General features: G+C 56.8%; 19 protein-coding genes. 12 read left to right on the top strand and 7 right to left on the bottom strand.

Annotation, left to right across the window (positions count from 1 at the left end; genetic code table 11):
- Positions 1-56 precede the first annotated feature (56 nt).
- The 9 genes from BLW01_RS01245 (at position 57) to BLW01_RS01205 (ending at position 9630) form a co-directional block, all read left to right on the top strand.
- Positions 57-1241, top strand: coding sequence for an ATP phosphoribosyltransferase regulatory subunit (locus tag BLW01_RS01245; protein WP_092567675.1), 1185 nt, complete (start codon positions 57-59; stop codon positions 1239-1241).
- A 60-nt stretch (positions 1242-1301) separates the two neighbouring features.
- Positions 1302-2597 carry an adenylosuccinate synthase gene (locus BLW01_RS01240; protein WP_092567674.1) on the top strand — a complete coding sequence of 432 codons (1296 nt, stop codon included), beginning with the start codon at positions 1302-1304 and terminating at the stop codon, positions 2595-2597.
- A gap of 267 nt (positions 2598-2864) precedes the next feature.
- Positions 2865-3332, top strand: coding sequence for an SUF system Fe-S cluster assembly regulator (locus BLW01_RS01235; protein ID WP_092567673.1), 468 nt, complete (start codon positions 2865-2867; stop codon positions 3330-3332).
- Positions 3333-3384: 52 nt separating this feature from the next.
- Positions 3385-4827 carry a Fe-S cluster assembly protein SufB gene (gene sufB / locus BLW01_RS01230; protein WP_092567672.1) on the top strand — a complete coding sequence of 481 codons (1443 nt, stop codon included), beginning with the start codon at positions 3385-3387 and terminating at the stop codon, positions 4825-4827.
- A 97-nt stretch (positions 4828-4924) separates the two neighbouring features.
- Entirely contained in the window at positions 4925-5677 is a 753-nt protein-coding gene (gene sufC, locus BLW01_RS01225) for a Fe-S cluster assembly ATPase SufC (RefSeq protein ID WP_092567671.1), read from the top strand.
- The gene (gene sufD, locus BLW01_RS01220; RefSeq protein WP_092567670.1) at positions 5674-7020 is read left to right on the top strand and encodes a Fe-S cluster assembly protein SufD; all 1347 of its coding nucleotides are present in this window, start codon (positions 5674-5676) and stop codon (positions 7018-7020) included. The genes sufC and sufD overlap by 4 nt, the downstream gene beginning before the upstream one ends.
- A 2-nt stretch (positions 7021-7022) precedes the next feature.
- Positions 7023-8264, top strand: a complete 1242-nt coding sequence (locus BLW01_RS01215) for a cysteine desulfurase (RefSeq protein WP_092567669.1) — start codon at positions 7023-7025, stop codon at positions 8262-8264.
- Between the two features lie 30 nt (positions 8265-8294).
- On the top strand, positions 8295-8858 hold the full coding sequence (sufT, locus tag BLW01_RS01210) for a putative Fe-S cluster assembly protein SufT (RefSeq protein ID WP_092567668.1): 564 nt from the start codon (positions 8295-8297) through the stop codon (positions 8856-8858).
- A 46-nt stretch (positions 8859-8904) separates the two neighbouring features.
- Complete coding sequence (locus BLW01_RS01205; RefSeq protein ID WP_092567667.1) at positions 8905-9630, top strand: SanA/YdcF family protein; 726 nt, start codon at positions 8905-8907, stop codon at positions 9628-9630.
- Positions 9631-9636: 6 nt separating this feature from the next.
- Here BLW01_RS01205 and BLW01_RS01200 read toward each other — a convergent pair whose 3' ends face one another.
- The 4 genes from BLW01_RS01200 to BLW01_RS01185 form a co-directional block, all read right to left on the bottom strand.
- Entirely contained in the window at positions 9637-10077 is a 441-nt protein-coding gene (locus tag BLW01_RS01200; RefSeq protein ID WP_092567666.1) for a hypothetical protein, read from the bottom strand.
- A 101-nt stretch (positions 10078-10178) separates the two neighbouring features.
- Entirely contained in the window at positions 10179-11087 is a 909-nt protein-coding gene (rimK, locus tag BLW01_RS01195) for a 30S ribosomal protein S6--L-glutamate ligase (protein ID WP_092567665.1), read from the bottom strand.
- Between the two features lie 41 nt (positions 11088-11128).
- Positions 11129-11566 (bottom strand): ATP-dependent zinc protease family protein, encoded by a 438-nt coding sequence (locus tag BLW01_RS01190; RefSeq protein WP_092567664.1) that lies wholly within the window; start codon positions 11564-11566, stop codon positions 11129-11131.
- Between the two features lie 12 nt (positions 11567-11578).
- Positions 11579-12601 carry a DUF3549 family protein gene (locus tag BLW01_RS01185; RefSeq protein WP_092567663.1) on the bottom strand — a complete coding sequence of 341 codons (1023 nt, stop codon included), beginning with the start codon at positions 12599-12601 and terminating at the stop codon, positions 11579-11581.
- Between the two features lie 271 nt (positions 12602-12872).
- Between BLW01_RS01185 and BLW01_RS01180 the strand changes: the two genes are divergently transcribed.
- Positions 12873-13208: a YqcC family protein gene (locus BLW01_RS01180; RefSeq protein WP_092567662.1), complete on the top strand. Its 336-nt coding sequence runs from the start codon at positions 12873-12875 to the stop codon at positions 13206-13208.
- A 3-nt stretch (positions 13209-13211) separates the two neighbouring features.
- Complete coding sequence (locus BLW01_RS01175) at positions 13212-13712, top strand: gamma-glutamylcyclotransferase family protein (RefSeq protein WP_092567661.1); 501 nt, start codon at positions 13212-13214, stop codon at positions 13710-13712.
- A 90-nt stretch (positions 13713-13802) separates the two neighbouring features.
- On the opposite strand, the gene BLW01_RS01170 is transcribed toward BLW01_RS01175, so the two are convergent.
- Complete coding sequence (locus tag BLW01_RS01170; RefSeq protein WP_092567660.1) at positions 13803-14411, bottom strand: OmpW/AlkL family protein; 609 nt, start codon at positions 14409-14411, stop codon at positions 13803-13805.
- Between the two features lie 263 nt (positions 14412-14674).
- Here BLW01_RS01170 and BLW01_RS01165 point away from each other — a divergent pair, with 263 nt between their 5' ends.
- Positions 14675-14959, top strand: coding sequence for a cyd operon YbgE family protein (locus tag BLW01_RS01165; RefSeq protein WP_092567659.1), 285 nt, complete (start codon positions 14675-14677; stop codon positions 14957-14959).
- Between the two features lie 49 nt (positions 14960-15008).
- Here the strand turns inward: BLW01_RS01165 and putP are convergent, their stop codons facing one another.
- Both putP and putA read right to left on the bottom strand, forming a co-directional pair.
- The gene (gene putP, locus BLW01_RS01160) at positions 15009-16487 is read right to left on the bottom strand and encodes a sodium/proline symporter PutP (RefSeq protein ID WP_092567658.1); all 1479 of its coding nucleotides are present in this window, start codon (positions 16485-16487) and stop codon (positions 15009-15011) included.
- Positions 16488-16681: 194 nt separating this feature from the next.
- Positions 16682-19873, bottom strand: a complete 3192-nt coding sequence (gene putA / locus BLW01_RS01155) for a bifunctional proline dehydrogenase/L-glutamate gamma-semialdehyde dehydrogenase PutA (protein WP_092567657.1) — start codon at positions 19871-19873, stop codon at positions 16682-16684.
- Positions 19874-20132 lie beyond the last annotated feature (259 nt).

Below are 20132 nucleotides of genomic sequence, written 5' to 3'. Positions count from 1 at the left end.
TTTTTTGTGGGTCCGCCCCTCGACTATGGGCTGAACGATTCTGGCAGGATAGCAATATGACCATCGCTGACCGCTGGCTGCTCCCCGACGGCATGGATGAGGTGCTGCCGCCTCAGGCCGCACGCATGGAAGAGCTTCGACGTACCTTGCTTGATCTCTACTACCGTTGGGGGTACGACCAGGTGATGCCGCCACCGGTAGAATTCCTGAACTCGCTATTGACGGGAACCGGTACCGACCTGGATTTGCAGACGTTCAAGCTGACCGATCAACTCACTGGCCGGATGATGGGGGTGAGTGCCGATGTGACGCCGCAAGTGGCGCGAATGGATGCCCACTCCATGAAACGCCAGGGCCCCGCCCGATTGAGTTACTGCACCAATGTCTTGCGTGCCAAGGCGGATCAGTATCAAGGAGGACGGAGTCCGGTTCAGGTCGGGGTTGAACTCTTTGGTCACGCCGGTGAGCAAGCCGATCTGGAGATTCTGAATCTGGCACTGTCCAGCTTGCAGGTGGCAGGGGGCGAAGAGATTCATCTGGCGCTTGGTCATATTGGAATCTATCGCAGCCTGGTACAGGTAGCGGCTCTGGAGAGTGCTCAGGAGCGCGCCATTTTTGAAGCCCTGGAGCTCAAATCGCCGGGCGATCTGGGTAAGTGCGTACGTGACAGCGTTTCCGACACGACATTGGCGGAGATGCTGATCGCGCTGGCCGAGCTGCATGGCGGCGTCGAAGTGCTTGACGAGGCGCGCAGCGTCTTTGCAGAGGCTCCACCCGCTGTGGGGGCCGCATTGGATCAATTGGAGAGTCTGGTCGAAGGAGTGCGTTCGGCTTACCCCGATATCGATCTGTATATTGATCTGGCGGAATTACGTGGTTATCAGTACCACACGGGGATGATGTTTGCCGCTTATGTTCCCGGTTATGGCCAGGCGATTGCCAAGGGGGGGCGTTATGATGACTCGGGGCGCGCCTTTGGTCGGGCGCGTCCGGCGACCGGGTTTTCCATGGACCTCAAGTTATTGGCCTCCTTGGCTGTCGAACCGCCCGCCGATGACGGTATCTGGGCACCGGCTGACGATTGTCCGTCGCTTCGTGACAGCGTGAATACATTGCGTTCACAGGGAGAGCGTGTTGTGCAGGCCTTGCCGGGCCAGCGTACCGGCCCTGAGCAGCACCGGTGCAATCGTCAATTGATGAAAGATGGCAACGGTCATTGGCAAGTATCGTTCCTGAATTGAGCCGGGGAGTGCACGGATTCCCGAGCTGTTATCGCGAATCCCTCATGAGAGACGAGAGTAATGGGCAAGAACGTAGTCGTGTTGGGCACCCAGTGGGGTGACGAAGGCAAGGGTAAGGTCGTTGACCTTTTGACGGAATCGGCAGCGGCCGTTGTTCGGTTTCAAGGCGGGCATAATGCTGGCCATACATTGGTGATTGACGGCGAGAAGACCGTGCTGCACCTGATTCCCTCGGGAATCCTGCGTAGCGACAAGACCTGCGTGATCGGCAACGGAGTCGTGCTGTCACCGGAGGCGTTGATTGCCGAGATAAAGGAGTTGGAGGCTAAAGGGGTTCCGGTACGTGAACGGTTGCGTTTGTCGCCGGCTTGCCCTCTTATCCTGCCGTACCACGTACGCCTCGACCAGGCTCGTGAGCGGGCACGGGGCATTGCCAAGATTGGCACGACCGGGCGCGGTATCGGCCCCGCCTATGAAGACAAGGTGGCGCGTCGGGGACTGCGTCTCGGCGATTTGCTCCATCGTGAGCGTTTCGCGTCGAAATTGGGTGAAGTTCTTGACTATCATAATTTCGTACTGCAGCACTATCACGGTGAGGCACCGGTGGATTTCCAGGAAGTCCTTGACGAGGCCATGGAGATGGCTGACGAGTTACGCCCCATGGTGAGTGATACCGTGAGTCTGGTGCACGAGATACGCAAGGCCGGCGAGAATATCCTGTTCGAGGGGGCGCAAGGGTCGTTGCTTGATATCGATCACGGTACCTACCCTTATGTGACGAGTTCCAATACGACGGCCGGTGGCACCGCAACCGGTTCGGGAGTCGGGCCACTGTATCTCGACTACGTGCTGGGCATTACCAAGGCTTATACTACACGTGTGGGATCCGGCCCCTTTCCGACCGAACTGTTCGATGAGTTCGGTCGACACCTGGCGGAGCGGGGGCATGAGTTCGGTGCCACGACAGGTCGGGCCCGTCGTTGTGGTTGGTTCGATGCCGTTGCCCTGCGACATGCCGTTCAAATCAATTCCGTGTCGGGACTGTGTCTGACCAAGCTCGATGTGTTGGATGGTCTTGAAAATATCCGGGTCTGCGTCGGCTATCGTAGTAAGGACGGAGAAGTCCTGGACGCGCCCGTGGATTCAGAAGGATACGAGGCCATCGAGCCCGTATATCAGGATCTGCCGGGCTGGAGTGGTTCCACGCTAGGTGCCAAACGGATCGACGATCTGCCTGCCAATGCTCGCTCCTATATCAGCTTTCTGGAGGAACAGACTGGCACATCGATCGATATCATTTCCACGGGGCCAGATCGTGTCGAGACGATCCTCCTTCGCGATCCGTTCGATGGTTGAGTCTGCTGAGATGTATTGTCTCTCATGAGATGTTCTAGAGGCGCCCAATGGGCGCCTCTCTTGTTTCTGCTGGATGGTCGCGATAGCTATGATGAATGGGAATGATTGGCTTTTTTGATGCCATTGTCGTCAAAAGTGCCGCGATAATATCCTTCCGATACAGAAAAGCGCGTAAACAAGCCTGAAGTCTTCACATCCGATTTATACAGGACTAAAATGGTCCTCAATCGAATACAGGGTCGTCGCAAGACTTCAGGAAGCCAAAGCATGCTAAAGCTATCCAGATTGACTGACTATGCGGCGGTGATCATGGCGCAGATAGCGCGCCATCCGGATCATCCTCACGCGGCTGCGGAGTTGGCCGGAGCGGTGAATCTGCCGTATCCCACGGTCAGCAAGACCCTGAAGATGCTGGTAAAGGCCGACCTGCTGGTGTCGCAGCGAGGTGCGCAAGGAGGCTACCTGTTGGCGCGGCCTGCATCGGCCATCAGTGCCAGTGACATCATCAGTGCCATGGAAGGTCCTGTCGCCATGACGGAATGCAGTCATGCAGATGGTGACTGTGATCTGATGGCGACGTGCGGTGTCGCCGATAACTGGCAGCGTGTCTCGCAGGCCATCCGCACATTTCTGGATGGGGTAACGCTGGCTCATCTGGCGCAGACGACGCCAATCAAATTACCCGTACACTTACCCATACAAACCGTGACGTTGGCCGCCGAGGCCAGCCGCTGACATTCAAGACCCGAGCACAGGGCTCGATAGCAACCGCCCGGGAGGGGAAAACATGGCTAGTGAAGAGATGGAGCAGCTTGTCCGTCGCGAATACACGCAAGGTTTCGTGACAGACATTGAAAGCGATACGGTACCGCCCGGTCTGGATGAAAATACCATTGCTTTTATTTCCCGGAAGAAGGGCGAGCCTGAGTGGATGCTCGAGTGGCGGCTTGAAGCATATCGGCAATGGTTGAAGATGACGACACCGTCCTGGGCGCATCTGAACTATCCGCCAATCGATTACCAGGCGATCTCCTATTATAGTGCGCCGAAAAAGCCGGAGGACCGCCCCCAGAGTCTCGATGAAGTCGATCCCAAGCTGCTGGAAACGTATGAGAAGCTGGGGATCCCCCTTCATGAACGTGCGGCACTGGCCGGCGTCGCGGTGGATGCCGTGTTCGATTCCGTATCGGTGACGACGACCTTCAAGGACAAACTGGCCGAAGCGGGTGTGATCTTCTGCTCGATTTCCGAAGCGATCCGCGAGTATCCCGAGTTGGTCAAGCAGTATCTCGGCAGTGTCGTGCCCCAAGGGGACAATTTCTTTGCCGCGCTCAATTCGGCCGTGTTTACTGATGGCTCTTTCGTTTATGTTCCCGAAGGCGTTACCTGTCCGATGGAGCTGTCAACGTATTTCCGGATCAATGCCTCCAACACCGGCCAGTTCGAACGCACACTGATTATCTGTGACAAGCAGGCGCAGGTTTCCTACCTCGAAGGCTGCACGGCACCCATGCGTGATGAGAACCAACTGCACGCAGCGGTCGTGGAGCTGGTGGCGCTCGAAGATGCCAAGATCAAGTATTCTACCGTACAGAACTGGTATCCCGGTGATGAGGACGGCAAAGGGGGGATCTACAACTTCGTCACCAAGCGTGGCGATTGCCGTGGTGACCGTTCCCATATCAGCTGGACACAGGTCGAGACCGGTTCAGCGATTACCTGGAAGTATCCGTCCTGCATGCTGCGAGGCAAGGACAGCACCGGTGAATTCTATTCAGTGGCCGTCACCAATGGACGTCAGCAGGCGGATACCGGGACCAAGATGATTCATATCGGTGAAAACACGCGTTCCACCATCGTATCCAAGGGGATTTCCGCCGGTCGTGCCAATCAGTCGTATCGGGGATTGGTCAAGGTCGGGCCGAGGGCCAGGAATGCGCGGAATTTCACGCAATGCGATTCGCTATTGATTGGCGACACCTGTGGTGCGCATACCTATCCCTATCAGGAGATCGGCAACAGTTCTGCGATGGTCGAGCATGAGGCGACGACCTCCAAGATCGGTGAGGACCAGTTGTTCTACTGCCAGAGCCGCGGTATCTCCGAGGAAGACGCTGTGAACATGATCGTCAACGGCTTCTGCAAGGATGTGTTCCAGGAGCTGCCGATGGAGTTCGCTGTCGAGGCTGAAGCGTTACTGAATGTCACATTGGAAGGTTCGGTAGGGTAAGCAGAGAGCTGCTCATCAACTGTCATTTTCCTGGTCTTATCAGGACATCATACTGCTGGAGTTGCCGCGGCGGCTCGGAACGAAACAGAGGTAAAACATGCTCGAAGTCAAGGATCTTCACGTAACGGTAGAAGGCAGCGAAATTCTCAAGGGCTTGAACCTGACCCTCAAGGCCGGGGAAGTCCATGCGATCATGGGACCCAACGGGGCCGGCAAGTCGACGCTATCCGCCGTCATCGCCGGAAAGGAAGGCTATGAGGTGACCTCGGGGAGCATCACGTTCAAAGGGCGTGATGTGCTGGAAATGGATGTTGAAGAGCGTGCCCAGGCCGGTTTGCTGTTGGGGTTCCAATACCCGGTGGAGATTCCCGGTGTCAAGAACATCTACTTGCTCAAGGCCGCGCTCAATGCGCAGCGTAAGGCGAGAGGTGAGGATGAGATTCCGGCCCCTGAGTTCATGAAACTCGTCAAGGAACAACTGGCGGCCATGAAAATGGATCCCAGTTTTCTGCAGCGTGCCGTCAACGAGGGTTTCTCGGGTGGCGAGAAAAAGCGTAACGAAATCCTCCAGATGCTGGTATTGCAACCCAAGCTGGTCATGCTCGATGAAATCGATTCCGGGCTGGATATCGATGCCATGCGCGTTGTCGCCCAAGGCATCAACTCGCTGCGCGACCCGGAGCGTGGCATTCTCATCGTGACTCACTACCAGCGCCTGTTGGAGCATGTCGAGCCGGATGTTGTCCATGTTCTGGTCGATGGGCGCATTGCCAAGACCGGTGACAAGCAATTGGCCTATGACCTGGAAGCACGTGGTTACGATTGGGTGCTCGAGGAGTCTGCCGCATGAGTGATGAACAGACCTTTCTCGACAAGCTGCAAGCCCGCAATGCGGTTCGTGGTGATGAGCCGACCTGGATCACGGCACGCCGTCAGGCCGGTGCAGCACGATTCGAGGCGGTCGGCTTCCCTCACAAGCGGGTCGAGGACTGGAAATATACGGATATACGGTCCATTTCCCGCGGTGATTTCGAACTGACCGACAACGCCGAGTTTTCTCCTGCCACTGCAGCAGCGTTGACGCTCCCGATCGATGCGTTACGTCTGACCTTTGTGGATGGCGTGTTTTCGCGGTCGCTGTCGGATTTGAATTCACTCCCGGAAGGGGTCTCCATCGAACCGTTGTCCCAGGCATTGGAGGCTAATCATGAAGCGGTTGGCGGTGCATTGGGTCGCTTGGCCGGAATCGATTTTTCTCCTTTCACGGCACTCAATACCGCCTTTACCGAAGAGGGAGCCGTGATCCGTCTCGCCGCTGGCACCGTGGTCGACAAACCGATCATCGTGCAATTTCTGTCGCGTGCGAATGACCGGCCTGTCATGAGTCATCCTCGGGTATTGGTCGAAGCCGGTGGTCGTAGCGAGGCGACCGTTATCGAGCATCATGCCGGGGAAGCAGAGGCCGCCAACTTTACCAACTTGGTCAGTGAAATCATGCTCGACCGTGGCGCCATCCTGTCCTATTACAAGCTTCAGGAGGCACCGGTAGGTGACCTGCATATCTCGAGTCTGCATGCCGAGCAGGGACGTGATAGCCGTTTCACGTCGTTCAATCTGACCCTGGGCGGGGCGCTGGTTCGTAACGATCTCGTCGCCGACCTCAATGCCGAAGGTGCTGAGACTCAGTATAACGGTCTGTTCTTCGTGCGTGGCCGTCAGCATGTCGATAACCATACGCTGGTCAATCACAATGCGCCTCGGACCTACTCCAATGAGAGTTACAAGGGGATTCTCGATGATCGTGCTCGTGGCGTCTTCAACGGCAAGGTGATGGTCAAGCGCGATAGTCAGCAGATCGAGGCGTATCAGAACAACGCCAACCTGCTGTTGTCCGATCGCGCCGAAATCGATACCAAGCCCGAGTTGGAAATCTACGCCGATGATGTCAAGTGCTCACACGGCGCGACGACCGGTCAACTCGACGAGGAGGCCGTCTATGCGTTGCGCACCCGTGGTATTGACGAGCAAATGGCGCGTGGCTTGTTGACGCTGGCCTTCGCGGGAGAGGTCATGGAGCAGGTGCAGGTCGATGCAATTGCCGAGCGTGTCGAACTCGCCGTAGCCGGCAAGTTGCCCGAACGCTTCAACCTGGCCGGACTGGTCGAGTCCGCTTCAGCGCTGGGAGAAGAGTGATCATGACCGATTTCAGTGATCTGATGCTGGATGTGGTCAAGGTACGTCGTGACTTTCCGATACTCGGTCGGCAAGTTCACGACAAACCGTTGGTGTACCTCGACAATGCGGCCACCAGCCAGACACCGCATCAGGTGATAGCGGCGCTGGAAGAGGTCTATAATCGCTATAACGCCAATATCCATCGAGGGCTGCATACCCTGGCAGACGAAGCGACGGCGGCATTCGAAGCGACGCGTGATACTGTCCGGGAATTCATCAATGCCGCAGAGCGGCGTGAGATCATTTTTACCCGAGGCACGACGGAAGCGATCAATTTGGTGGCCAATGCCTGGGGGCGTAGCGAATTGCGCGAGGGCGATGAAGTGCTGGTGTCGCGGTTGGAACACCACTCCAATATCGTTCCCTGGCAGCTGCTTGCCACGCAGTTGGGAGTCGTCGTCAAGGTTATCCCGATTGATGAACGGGGTGTCCTGGATCTTGCGGCCTATCGTGATCTGTTCACTTCCCGTACTCGTCTTGTCGCCGTCAATCACGTCTCGAATGCTTGTGGTACCGTCAATCCTGTTATCGAATTGACGCGTATCGCCCATGAGTACGGTGCGCTGGTGATGATCGATGGGGCGCAGGCCGCTCCTCATGAAACCATTGATGTCCAGGCGATTGGAGCCGACTTCTATGCGTTCTCCGGCCACAAGGTGTATGGCCCGACTGGCGTGGGTGTCCTGTATGGTCGGGCGGAGCTGCTGGAGGCCATGCCGCCCTGGCAGGGCGGTGGGGAGATGATCGATCAGGTATCATTCGAGTCACCCACCACCTTTGCGGCCATTCCCCACAAATTTGAAGCCGGAACACCACCGATTGCGGAAGTTATTGCGCTTGGCAAGGCGCTGCAATGGGTATCCGGGATCGGTATGACGCTGATTCGTGCCTGGGAGCAGCGTTTGCTGGCGCATGCCACGGATGAGCTGTCCCGTATCGATGGCTTGCGTATCATTGGCACGGCGCCAGATAAGGCCGCGGTGATTTCATTCGTCGTCGATGGTGCGCATGCTCAGGATATCGGGCTGTTGATCGATCAGCTCGGTGTGGCGATTCGCACTGGCCATCATTGCGCCCAGCCCTTGCTGGCTTCGTTTGGTGTCGAAGCTACCTGCCGGGCCTCGTTCGCTGCATACAATACACCAGAAGAGGTGGATATCTTCGTCGAGTCGCTCGACAAGGTATTGGGTATGCTTCGCTGATCCCCTTTCTGAACAGGAGTCCATGGCAAGATGGAGCAGCTTGAGGCGCTCGACAAGGGACAAGAATTACCGTTGCAGCGGGAGGTGAATGCCATCGCCATACCGTTTGGCACAGCCGAGCCTCTGTCCGAGGACTGTATCGTATCCGTCATGCAGGCCAGGGGCGGTACGGTGACCGTTGCTGTCGAAGGGCGGCTCTATCTGATTCAGGGAGCCGATCTCGATGCATTGGGACTGGACCCGTTGCCGAGACCCACTTTGTCGGAGGAGGCCAGTGATGAGGAGCTCGAGCAGTTCGTCTGGGACCAACTGCGCACTTGCTATGATCCGGAGATTCCGGTCGATATCGTCGAGCTGGGACTGGTCTATGGATGTCGGATCGAACGCTTGTTATCCGGCGAACGTATTGTCACCATTCGCATGACGCTGACGGCGCCGGGATGTGGAATGGGAGACGTGATCGCGGCCGATGCGCGAAACAAGATTCTGGGAGCTCCTCAGATTTCCCAGGTTCACGTCGAAACCGTCTTCGATCCTCCCTGGAGTCGAGAGATGATGAGTGACGAGGCAAAGCTGGAGCTGGGTATGTTCTAGCTTGGTTGGCCGGTAGCCATGCGGCGGCCGACGTTGGGGAGAGCGAATGCAGCCGCTACGATGGAAATGGCTGAAAACACTACTGATGATACTCGGGGCCGGCGTGGTAATCGTCGGCCTGTTTTTCGTGGCAGCCAATCTCTGGGTACTGACGCGAACTCAGGGGCGCATTGAGCATCGGGTGGCACAGTGCACCAAGCAGCCGGTTGGTATCGTGTTCGGTACCTCCCATTGGACTCGTGCCGGCGGACGCAACCCCTATTTCGAGGCACGTATGCGGGGGGCGGCCGATCTGATAAGTCAGCGACAAGTCAGTCATCTGCTGTTATCCGGCGATAATCGTACGCAGTTCTATAATGAACCGATAACGATGTGGCGAGACCTTCGTGGTCGAGATGTGGCCGAGGCTGACATGACACTGGATTATGCCGGCTTCAGCACATTTGACACGTTGGCAAGGGCACGGGAAGTTTTCGGTGTCGAACGCGCCATGCTGGTGACGCAACCCTGGCATTTGCCTCGTGCACTGTATATTGCCGATGCGCTGGGACTCGACGCCACTGGTTGCGCTGTGTCACCGGATCATGCGTCGGAAAGCTGGCGGCTGGAAGCACGTGAATGGATTGCACGGGTCTCCATGCTAGGCGATATCTACTTGTGGGGACGTCAGCCTTACTTCCTGGGGCCTCGTGAGCCACTTCGGATCGTACCCCCCGATCAATTGCTACCCCCAGCGGTACCTGCCGATCGAGGAGAATCAACGAGCGACTGAATCGAGCTATGTCGTTTTCTTTTGTAGCTGGTAGAGCACGCGTATCAATTCCCGGCAACCTTTCCAGCAACGCTCTGTCACCGGTTCAATGGGATCGGGAAGAGGGTGGGTATGCAGGGTCGCCAGTGCTTGCATCAGTACCCGTTCCTGCTCGAGCAGTTCTCCGAGCAGGACTTGACTGTCATTACCGACGAAGCTCTTGAGTCTGCTCCAGAGCCAGAGGTAATCGTCACGCTCGACGTCAGCATCGCGCGGCAGCATGTGCAGGTGCTTTTTAGCGAGTTCCTGCAATTCCTCCAGGTCCTTGCTACGGGCCTCATAATGCGGCTTCAGCGTTTCGCGTAGCGATGGTCGCAAGCGCTCCAGATTGTCTTGAAAATAATCGAGACTGTCCGCAAGCGCTTCCAGAACGCTATCCATCGCCACTTGGCGATTATCGAGAAACATGAGCGATCACCTCCTCCGGTGACGCTGATTGTGCGGGTGGAAACAGTGTTTTGCTAGCCCTTTTTGGAAGAATTTTGCGCTTTTGATTACAGCTGAACATGTCATCCTTTGGGTTTTGGCGGTGTCTTGCGGGAACGGACCGCATTCTTTTGCAGATGGTCGATGATCAGACCGGCAATGTCCTTGCCCGTCGCTGTTTCGATGCCGTGTAGTCCCGGCGAAGAGTTGACTTCCATGATAACCGGACCGTGATTGGAGCGCAGTAGATCGACCCCGGCGACACGCAGTCCCATCGCCTTGGCGGCACGAATGGCCGTTGATCGCTCTTCCGGAGTAATACGAATGACGCTGGCACTACCGCCTCGATGCAGGTTGGAACGAAACTCACCTTCAATGGCCTGTCGTTTCATCGAGGCGACAACTTTATCCCCGATGACGAGACAGCGAATATCGGCTCCCCTGGCTTCCTTGATGTACTCCTGGACCATGATATTGGCTTTCATTCCCATGAATGCCTGGATGACACTCTCTGCCGCCTGATTGGTTTCGGCCAGGACGACGCCAATGCCCTGGGTGCCTTCAAGCAATTTGATGACCAACGGTGCGCCCCTGACCATCTTGATCAGATCGGGGATGTCATCCGGTGAGTGGGCGAACCCCGTCACCGGCAGGCCGATCCCCTTGCGCGATAACAACTGGAGTGAACGCAGCTTGTCCCGAGAGCGTGTAATGGACACATTGTCGTTGAGTACATAGGTCCCCATCATTTCGAACTGACGCAGTACGGCACAGCCATAAAACGTGATTGATGCACCGATACGGGGAATGATGGCATCGAATGACTCGATTTCTTCGCCCTTGTAATGGATCGATGGCCGATGAGACGCGATATTCATGTAGCAACGCAGCGTATCGACCACGCGTACACTATGCCCACGCGCTTCGGCAGCCTCTATCAACCGGCGGGTCGAGTATAGCGTACGATTGCGGGATAGCAGGGCGATATGCATGGCTCTCTCCGTCTCGGGACATAGCGGCGTGTAAAAATCGATCAGGGTTCGCCATGAAGAAAGGCGGCCCCGGGGGCGATCAGCAGTCTGCGCATAGCGCGCCGTCCCAGTAACATGGGGTGGCGCATGTCGCTGCGATCCGCAAGTGACAGTTCAATGGGTAGATCCAGTTCGCCTAGCAGGATCCGGGTGCGGATAATGTAGCGCCATTCTGCCATACCATTGGAACTGGTAACACGCCGACGATCATGGAGATGGAGTTGGTAACGATGTGCGGGACTGTTGGCACCACCGCTGCGAGTGACGAAACTCACCCACATGTGGCCGTCTTCCTCGAACGTTTCGATCTCTTCAGCGTGCAGGGAGGAGGTCCGTGCCCCTGTATCGGCCTTGCAACAGAGGCTGAGCTGGAGTGCGGGCAACGTGACCATTTCGCGACGGCCGATGATCGCCTTGGGCTGATAGGGTAGCTCTTTCATGGTGACGTGCTCTCAAGCTGGCCGATGAAGTTGGGCAAGACGCTTGCCGATTGGTGAATCGGGGTCGGCATGGCGGAGACACATGAGTACCGGTAAGCGAAGTCGAGGGATCATGGCGAGGTCCTTGGCCAATGCAGAAAAGTCCGCCTTGGGGTGTTCCGCGAGACGTGTCAGGAACAGAGGGAGTCTGTCTCCATCCTCTAGCTGCTCCCAACCTCTGGCGGCCATTGCCGCGAACAGATCAGGACCGCACGCGGCCGGATCCTGCAAAAGGGCGTCGTACCATTGTCCTGTGATGTCGGTCGGTCCCTGCGCGATAGCGCGCACGCAAGCGCAGAATGTTTCGATGTCGCCCTCTTGCGCCGCCTTGTCACCGCGAGTACGGAGCGCCTGCGCCAGTGCTCTCTCTATCGGGATGTGCGCCAGGCAGTCACCGAGTGGCCGTAATACTTCGACGGGGAGCATGTGAAGTCGTCCCGCCAGTGCCTGGCTCTCACTGTCATCCATGCGCGTGATGACATCAGCCAGACCCTGTAGACCCAGCGCCTGCCAGGGCTGGTCACTCAATTCGCCTGTCAGATAGGCTTCAGCCAGTTCATGGTGTTGACTGGCAGGCTGGTCCAACTCCAGTGTTGCGCGTGCATGCAACATGGCTTGCATGGGGAGACTGGGAGTAAATGCCAGCGGGTTATCCGACATCAGGTTATCCACGTCACTGGACGCCCCCTCCATGCTACGACCAAGCGTTTCGAGCAATCGATGGATGAACGCATCACGAGGACCCGGCTGTAACATACCTTGCTCATCCACAGGCAGGGCGAGAAACCAGATGATCGGATCCTGACGTTCCCCCAAGCGGAAAACACAGGCCATTCGGGCTTCTCCCTGCCATGGATATGGCCAAGGGGTCTGGTTGGCCTCGAAGTCGGCGAGTACCTGCGTGGGGCAAGACGCCAGGCGTCGGCCCAAATGGTAAAGGTGCAAGGACGCGCCGCTGCGCATGAAGAAGTCGTGAAGCGTATGAATCGGTTGCATAGATCGTATCCCGTCCCGGACGGTGGCACTGTACCCTGCCGACTGGGATCTTGTCAGCCACTTGCGGGAGTGATTGCCAGCAGGGGTGGACAATTTTTGATCAATGTCTTGAGAGCGGCATGTCGCTTTGGCTGTGAAGCGTTTTCCCATGTTTGTCCACAGGATCTTTCACGCCAATTGTGAATGAAGTCACAGACATTGTTGGTCGATAGATTCTGGCCAGAGGCATCAATGGTCGGGATAATGGTGGCAAAGACCGTATGGGGGCGATATGAATGTATACCATGAGCTTGATGAGTCGTTGCGCCGCCTGGAAGCGACGTTGAAAGCGAGCGATATGTGGCGCGTGCCGGAACCGCCGCCACAGGCTTATCAAAGTCAGCAACCCTTTTGTATCGATACCATGGAACTGCCGCAGTGGCTGCGGTTCGTTTTCATATCGAAACTGGATATCATCATCGAGCAAGAATCGGCGTTACCTGACAAAAGCGAGGTGGCACCGATGGTGGAATACTATCTGAAGGAGCAGCAGGTAAAAGCCAGTAAGTTGTTGCTGGTGGTCAGGGCTATTGAGGAAGTGGATCGTGTCATAACGGAGAACGGTTGAGGTATGACCTACTACTTTGCTTATGGCAGTAATATGAATCCCGATCGGGTGCAAGCCCGTATCGGTTCGACAAAACGGGTCCTTGCCGGTGTGCTTCCCGATCACGCCTTGTCCTTCAACAAGGCATCTCGCATTCCCGGTATCGCCCATGCCAATGTTGTTCACCAGCCTGGCTCCCAGGTGGAAGGGGCGCTGTTTCAATTGGCAGATGCCGCCCAGGTCGAGTTGATGGACCCTTTCGAAGGGGTCCCGCATGATTATCAGCGGCAACGGAAAGCGATCCTGACCTCGCTGGGCACGATTGATGCCTGGGTCTATATTGCCGTCCCTGAGCGCATTCGTCCCGGGCTCAAGCCGGCTCGGGAGTATCTTGATCATCTGTTGGCCGGGCGGCCCTTCCTGAGTGATTCATACCACCGCCAACTCTCCCAAGTGGACGTCGTCGAGGGGCTGGATGATGCTGTATTGACCATGCTGGGGCTTTCACGTCACTCGCCACGATAAGCTGCAGGACACAGATAACGACGACGCCGCTCCTTGGGACGGCGTCGTCGTTTACTGGACCTCGACATTGACGTCATTCGAGTGCCATATTCAGAAGCGCAGGGTTACGCCGCCTCCGATGGTAACGGGATCGACATCGGCGTTACCGACTTTGGTACCGTTCTGTTCGATATCGCCGTCGACATCGGCATAGTTGGCGAAACCGTTGAGCATGACGTTGTCGGTAACCGCGAGATCGACACCCAGTTGGCCGACGGCGCCATAGGAGCTATCCACGTCAAGATCGCCTGGTTCGCCGGAGAAGCGCGTATAATTGACGCCCGCACCCACATAGGGTTGTACGCGGGAGTCCATGCCGCCTAGCGGGTAATAGTTGACCATCAGATTGACCGGCATGCGATCGACACTTTCCGCATCGGCGCCGTTCAGACGTAGGTCGTGTTCGAATTTTTCGCTGCCACCGAGCTCGACACCGACCTTGTCGGTGAACAGGTAGCCTAGGCCATAAGTAAAGCCTGTCTCATCCTTGATGGTCAGATCACTGCCCTGGATGTCGCCGTTATCGGAACCGTCGGGTTCGGACTTGGCGACACCGCCGCGAACGAAAATGTCACCGGCACTGTAAGCCAACGCCGATTGGACAGTAAACAGGCAGCCTCCGGCGATGATTGCGGCAGTCATGAGTTTGAGTTTGTTCATCAGTCACCCTCCCTTGTGTAACAACTTCATGCTATCAAAGTGTCATTACCGATAGGCATGAAGCGTCATCTTGAACAACTGGAGTATAGGAAACAGTGTTTCCTAAGTCATGTTTAAAAAAACTATCACGACAATAGTCGTAATAATGTCAGCGAATTATCCCGGTATCGTAGGTACACAGGCTGGATGACACCGAGTCGCCTCAATACCGAAAATCGTCTTTACTGGGAGCGTGAGAGTAAAAGTCGACATGGAGAGAAGCGATGGGGCATGACCGTCTTTACCGCCATCCTTGGTCGCCGCTGATGACGATGGGCGTCACGGCTGGATTGGCTCTGTGGTTGCTGTGGCGGCCGGAATTATTGTCCTCTCTGGCCATGCCACTACGCTTGCCTGCCATTGCGCTCGGAGTCTGGGCGCTGGGAGCAGGCTTCGTGTATGGAATGGGCCTGTATGATCAGAGCCACTGGCGCCAGCGTCTATTGGGAGCCCCCACCTGTTGGTGGGTATTGGGCGTGTTTACCCTGCTGTTGATCTGGCGGGCTTGACACTCGGGCATGCCGGAGCCTTCTCTGTGGAAGGCTCCGGCCATCGAGATCAAGATTGCTTGAGCTCATCGAACTCGTCGGTGATGTCTTGGCTGGGTTCCGCGGTGACCAGGCTGACGATGACGATAGCGATATAGGCAAGGACGACGCCGGGCACGATCTCATACAGATCGAATATCCCGCCAGTCAGTTCGGCCCAGAGGACTACCGTGACACCTCCTACGATGATGCCTGCCAGTGCGCCCCACTGATTCATGCGGCGCCAGAACAAGGACATGACGAGTGCTGGACCAAAGGCGGCTCCAAATCCGGCCCAGGCGTAGGAGACGAGTCCGAGCACGGTGGAGTCGGGGTTCATGGCCAACAGGTAGGCGATGATCGCAATGCCAACGACAGCCAGGCGTCCCACCCAGACCAATTCGCTTTGTGAGGCATCCTTGCGGAACATGGCCTTGTAGAAATCGTCGGTCAAGGCGGAGGATGATACCAGGAGTTGCGAGTCAGCGGTGGACATCACCGCGGCCAGGATGGCTGCCAGCAGGATGCCGGCCACTGCCGGGTGGAAGATGGCGTTGACCATGACCATGAAGACTGTTTCACCATCTCCTAGATCGCGGGACATGTAGACCAGTCCCAGCACGCCGACGGCAACGGCGCAGATCAGGCACAGACCCGACCAGCTTACGGCAATACGTCGGGCCGTGGGGATATCGTCTTCACTGCGAATGGCTGCAAAGCGCGCCAGAATATGGGGCTGCCCAAAGTAGCCAAGTCCCCAGGCCAATGAGCTGATGATGCCGATGACCGTGAGCGCTTCCCCGTTGTTGGCATCCACGAACCAACTCAACATGTCGGGATTCTCGGCCAGAATCTGCTCACCGGCGCCGCTGAATCCACCCAGAGACACCAAGGCGATAACGGGGACGATCACCAGGGCGGCGGCCATCATCAGTCCTTGGATCAAGTCGGTCCAGGAGACGGCAAGGAAGCCGCCAAAGAAGGTATAGGCGACGATCGCCAACGTGCCTACCGATACGGCAATTGTGTAATCGAGGCCAAAGACCGTTTCGAACAATTTGCCGCCAGCCACCAGTCCGGAACTGGTGTAGAACAGGAAGAACAGGAGGATGAAAACGGCTGATACGACGCGCAAAAGCTGTGTCTTGTCGCGGAACCGGTTGGCGAAGAAATCCGGCAGGGTCAGTGAATCATTGGCCTTGAAGCTGTAGATGCGCAGACGCCGAGCGACGATCAACCAGTTCAACCAGGTGCCGATAAGCAGGCCGATACCGATCCAACTGGCGGAAATTCCGCTGACATAGGCGGCTCCCGGTAAACCGAGCAACAACCAGCCGGACATATCCGAGGCGCCGGCGGAAATCGCCGACGTCCACGGACCCAGGGAACGTCCCCCTAGTATGTAGTCGGACAAGTTGGTGGTACGTTGGTAGGCGACGATACCGATACCGAGCATGACGGCCAGGTAGACGGCAAAGGTCAAACCGATGGTGAAGTCGTTTTGAACCATGGGGTTGTCCTCTCCAGGGGCTGTTTGACATGCGCTGATTGCGCCATGTGTTGTGTTTGCAGCCCGTTCTATGGACGGGCTATCGGACACTTTCCATCTTTTATGAGTATTAGCTGAAACGCCGTGACATTTCACGCGCTCGTGATGCACAAGCTTGCATGCTCCATCGACGATGCGGCGAATCAGTCAGTTTGTTAGTCATCCTCCAGTGCCAATAGGGAGGCATTGCCGCCCAGAGCTGCGGTGTTGATGGTCAGTGATTTTTCGGTCGCAAAGCGCAACAGGTAATGTGGGCCTCCTGCCTTGGGTCCCGTTCCTGACAGCCCTTGTCCACCGAAAGGCTGCACACCGACAACGGCGCCAATGATATTGCGATTCACATAGACGTTACCGACACGAACCTTTTCGGCAATATACTCAGCGAAGGACTCGTTGCGACTGTGCACGCCGAAGGTCAGCCCGTAACCCCGTTTGTTGATTGACTCGATGACATCATCGATATCGGCGGCACGGTAACGCACGATGTGCAGGATGGGGCCGAACTGTTCACGCTCGAGATCGTTGATGCCATCGATTTCGAAGGCGGTGGGCGCAATGAAGGTACCATTGCCCGTCTGTGTCGGATCGAGTTGGGCTTCGGCGACCAGTCGGCCTTCCTGTTTGAGTCCATCGATATGAGCCATGAGGCCTCGCCTTGCATCATCATCGATCACTGGACCGACATCGGTCCCCAGGTCTCTGGGATCGCCGACACGCAATTCGTCCATGGCTCCCTTGAGAATCTCGATGACACGCTCGGCGACATCCTCCTGCAAATAGAGCACGCGTAATGCACTGCAACGTTGGCCCGCGCTCTGGAACGAGGACTGGATGACATCCTCGACCACTTGCTCAGGCAGGGCTGTCGAGTCGACGATCATGGCATTCAGTCCGCCGGTTTCGGCGATCAGGGTCGGAAGTGCCGCCCCTTCGCGAGCTGCCAGGCTTCGGTTGATGATTTGCGCGGTATCGGTGCCGCCAGTGAAGACAACGCCCGTGATACGGGGATCGGAAGTTAGAATGCTGCCTACGGTGGGACCATCGCCGGGTAACAACTGCACGACATCCCGTGGCATGCCGGCTTCGTAGAGCAGTTCGACGACACGATGGGCAACCAGCGACGTCTGTTCAGCCGGTTTCGCCAGGACGGTGTTGCCGGAAACGGCGGCCGCAACCATCTGGCCACAGAAAATTGCCACGGGGAAGTTCCATGGACTGATCGCAGCGAAGACACCCTTACCGCCGAGTATCAGCTCATTGGTCTCGCCTGTGGGGCCTGGCAGCGGCGTTGACTCGCCGAACAATTCTTCTGCACGCACGGCGTAGTAGCGGCAGAAGTCCACGGCTTCGCGAATTTCAGCCACGCCATCCGTCAGCAATTTCCCACCTTCGCGAGAACAGAGTGTCATCAATTCCGCCATGTGGGTTTCCATCAAGTCCGCCAGGCGGCGGATAATCTCGGCCCGCTCGCCGACCGGAGTCGCTTCCCAGCGGGGAAATGCCGACCAGGCTGCATCGACCGCCTTGGCTGCCTGGTCAGCGGAGGTCCACTGCACACTGCCGACCTGAACGCGTCGGTCGAACGGACAAAGCACGGTATGGCGTGCATCGGTATCGTCGTCGACGTTGAAGGCCAGCAGTGGTTTGGCGTGGTGCTCCTTGTCCATGAAGGTCGCCATCTCGTCGATGAGTGGCTGGTACTGACTGTGAATGTTCAAGTTCACTCCCTGCGAATTCTTGCGTTTCGGACCATAGATATAAGGCGGTAGTGGAATCTTGTCGTTGGCGTAGCTTTCGTATTGCTGAAGCGTTTCTACCGGGTGAACGCACAACGATTCGACCGGCACCCGGGGGTCGACCAGTTGGTGTACGAAGGAAGAGTTGGCGCCATTTTCCAGTAGCCGTCGAACCAGGTAGGGCAGTAGATCCTTGTGGGCACCTACCGGTGCATAGATACGGCAATAGGTTCCCTCGGGAGCACGGGAGAGTGCCGCGTCATAGAGGGCTTCCCCCATGCCATGAAGACGCTGGAATTCGAAGGCACGATCGGTCTCGTTGGCGAGCTCCAGGATGGTGCTGATGGTATGGGCGTTGTGCGTGGCAAACTGAGGAAACAGATGATCTCGAGTGTCGTCGGACAGCAGAAAATGACTACAGACCAGATAGGCGACGTCGGTATTGGCCTTGCGAGTATAGACAGGGTAGCCGTCGACACCGAGCTGTTGGGCTTCCTTGATTTCACTATCCCAGTAGGCCCCTTTGACCAGACGGACGGGAATGACGTCACCCTGCGTGTCGGCAAGGCGGTTAAGATAGTGAAGCGTCGGTAGTGCACGCTTGGAATAGGTCTGGACCACAAGGCCGAAATGCCCCCAGCCACGGCAGACATCGCTTTCATACACCGCCCGAAACACTTCTAGTGACAGTTCCAGTCGGTCGACTTCCTCGGCATCGATGGTAATCGCGACGTCCCGTTCCCTCGCCATTTGGGCAAGTTGCTTCACGGTGGCAACCAGTTCATCGAGGATCTGCGCGCGACGTCCGAACTCATAACGTGGATGCAGTGCCGAGAGTTTGATGGATATCGACGGGGCCGGTGTCGTGCTTGCCAGTGTCTGGCTGGTATGTCCGACTTGTTTGATGGCGTTGGCGTAATCATCGAAATAACGACCGGCATCACTGCGTGTCCGTGCGGCTTCGCCCAGCATGTCGTACGAGTAGGTATACCCTTTATCGAAGAGTGCTCGTGAGCGTTTCAGCGCTTCGTCGATATCGCGTCCCAGAACGAACTGCCGGCCCATGATCTTCATGGCTTCGTACATGGCTCGACGGATGACGGGTTCTCCCATCCGATTGACGAGTTTGTTGATGAAGCTGGCAGGTTTGCCTTCCTTGGGCTGATCGAGGTTGATGACGCGGCCCGTCATCAGCAACCCCCATGTCGATGCATTGACGAACCAGGACTCGCTCTGACCCAGATGCGATTTCCAGTCCGCCGGTCCCAGCTTGTCCTCGATCAGGGCGTCTGCCGTTGCCTTGTCCGGGATGCGTAACATCGCTTCGGCCAGGCACATCAGCATCAGACCCTCGTGGGTATCCAGGCTGTATTGCTGCAATAGTTCATCGATCGTGTCGACAGCCGTGTCCATGTCGCGCACGTCACGAACCAGTTCAGCCGTCTTGTCGGCGATGCGCTTGTAATCGTCCTTGTCGGCGGATAGGACATCGACAAGTTCAGCCACGAAAGCATTTTCATCGACGATGTAATGCTCGCTGATCCGGTTGAAGAGCGTATCGAGCTCCTGCGTCCAGGTAGCGCTAACGAGCATGTCATTGGCATTCAGCATCTGATTACCCCTAGCGTGTCATGGTTGGGCGAAAGGAAACCAAGGCACCGTCAGATCGCGTGCATGGTGATGCATGGCGATGTCCCAAGGCGCGGTTGATGTGGTTTCCGGCCCAACGGTTTCGTGCCTAGAATGTAGAGTGGGTGACGGCAGGGTGTCTTGCCAATTTCTTGGCAGGATTTGTCAAAAACCGGGGAATATGATGTAGGTGTGACAGAATTTAGACCTTAGTCTAACCAGAGTGTCGGCCATGACAGGG

Source organism: Aidingimonas halophila, from assembly GCF_900106955.1.
In the GTDB taxonomy this organism is placed as follows: domain Bacteria; phylum Pseudomonadota; class Gammaproteobacteria; order Pseudomonadales; family Halomonadaceae; genus Aidingimonas; species Aidingimonas halophila.
This window is presented reverse-complemented; position numbering and strand designations above follow the sequence as displayed.

Excerpts from the sequence above, each read along its gene's own strand:
- BLW01_RS01245 (WP_092567675.1), top strand. The coding sequence starts at position 57 with ATGACCATCGCTGACCGCTGGCTGCTCCCCGACGGCATGGATGAGGTG.
- BLW01_RS01240 (WP_092567674.1), top strand. The coding sequence starts at position 1,302 with ATGGGCAAGAACGTAGTCGTGTTGGGCACCCAGTGGGGTGACGAAGGC.
- BLW01_RS01235 (WP_092567673.1), top strand. The coding sequence starts at position 2,865 with ATGCTAAAGCTATCCAGATTGACTGACTATGCGGCGGTGATCATGGCG.
- sufB (WP_092567672.1), top strand. The coding sequence starts at position 3,385 with ATGGCTAGTGAAGAGATGGAGCAGCTTGTCCGTCGCGAATACACGCAA.
- sufC (WP_092567671.1), top strand. The coding sequence starts at position 4,925 with ATGCTCGAAGTCAAGGATCTTCACGTAACGGTAGAAGGCAGCGAAATT.
- sufD (WP_092567670.1), top strand. The coding sequence starts at position 5,674 with ATGAGTGATGAACAGACCTTTCTCGACAAGCTGCAAGCCCGCAATGCG.
- BLW01_RS01215 (WP_092567669.1), top strand. The coding sequence starts at position 7,023 with ATGACCGATTTCAGTGATCTGATGCTGGATGTGGTCAAGGTACGTCGT.
- sufT (WP_092567668.1), top strand. The coding sequence starts at position 8,295 with ATGGAGCAGCTTGAGGCGCTCGACAAGGGACAAGAATTACCGTTGCAG.
- BLW01_RS01205 (WP_092567667.1), top strand. The coding sequence starts at position 8,905 with ATGCAGCCGCTACGATGGAAATGGCTGAAAACACTACTGATGATACTC.
- BLW01_RS01200 (WP_092567666.1), bottom strand. The coding sequence starts at position 10,077 with ATGTTTCTCGATAATCGCCAAGTGGCGATGGATAGCGTTCTGGAAGCG.
- rimK (WP_092567665.1), bottom strand. The coding sequence starts at position 11,087 with ATGCATATCGCCCTGCTATCCCGCAATCGTACGCTATACTCGACCCGC.
- BLW01_RS01190 (WP_092567664.1), bottom strand. The coding sequence starts at position 11,566 with ATGAAAGAGCTACCCTATCAGCCCAAGGCGATCATCGGCCGTCGCGAA.
- BLW01_RS01185 (WP_092567663.1), bottom strand. The coding sequence starts at position 12,601 with ATGCAACCGATTCATACGCTTCACGACTTCTTCATGCGCAGCGGCGCG.
- BLW01_RS01180 (WP_092567662.1), top strand. The coding sequence starts at position 12,873 with ATGAATGTATACCATGAGCTTGATGAGTCGTTGCGCCGCCTGGAAGCG.
- BLW01_RS01175 (WP_092567661.1), top strand. The coding sequence starts at position 13,212 with ATGACCTACTACTTTGCTTATGGCAGTAATATGAATCCCGATCGGGTG.
- BLW01_RS01170 (WP_092567660.1), bottom strand. The coding sequence starts at position 14,411 with ATGAACAAACTCAAACTCATGACTGCCGCAATCATCGCCGGAGGCTGC.
- BLW01_RS01165 (WP_092567659.1), top strand. The coding sequence starts at position 14,675 with ATGGGGCATGACCGTCTTTACCGCCATCCTTGGTCGCCGCTGATGACG.
- putP (WP_092567658.1), bottom strand. The coding sequence starts at position 16,487 with ATGGTTCAAAACGACTTCACCATCGGTTTGACCTTTGCCGTCTACCTG.
- putA (WP_092567657.1), bottom strand. The coding sequence starts at position 19,873 with ATGCTGAATGCCAATGACATGCTCGTTAGCGCTACCTGGACGCAGGAG.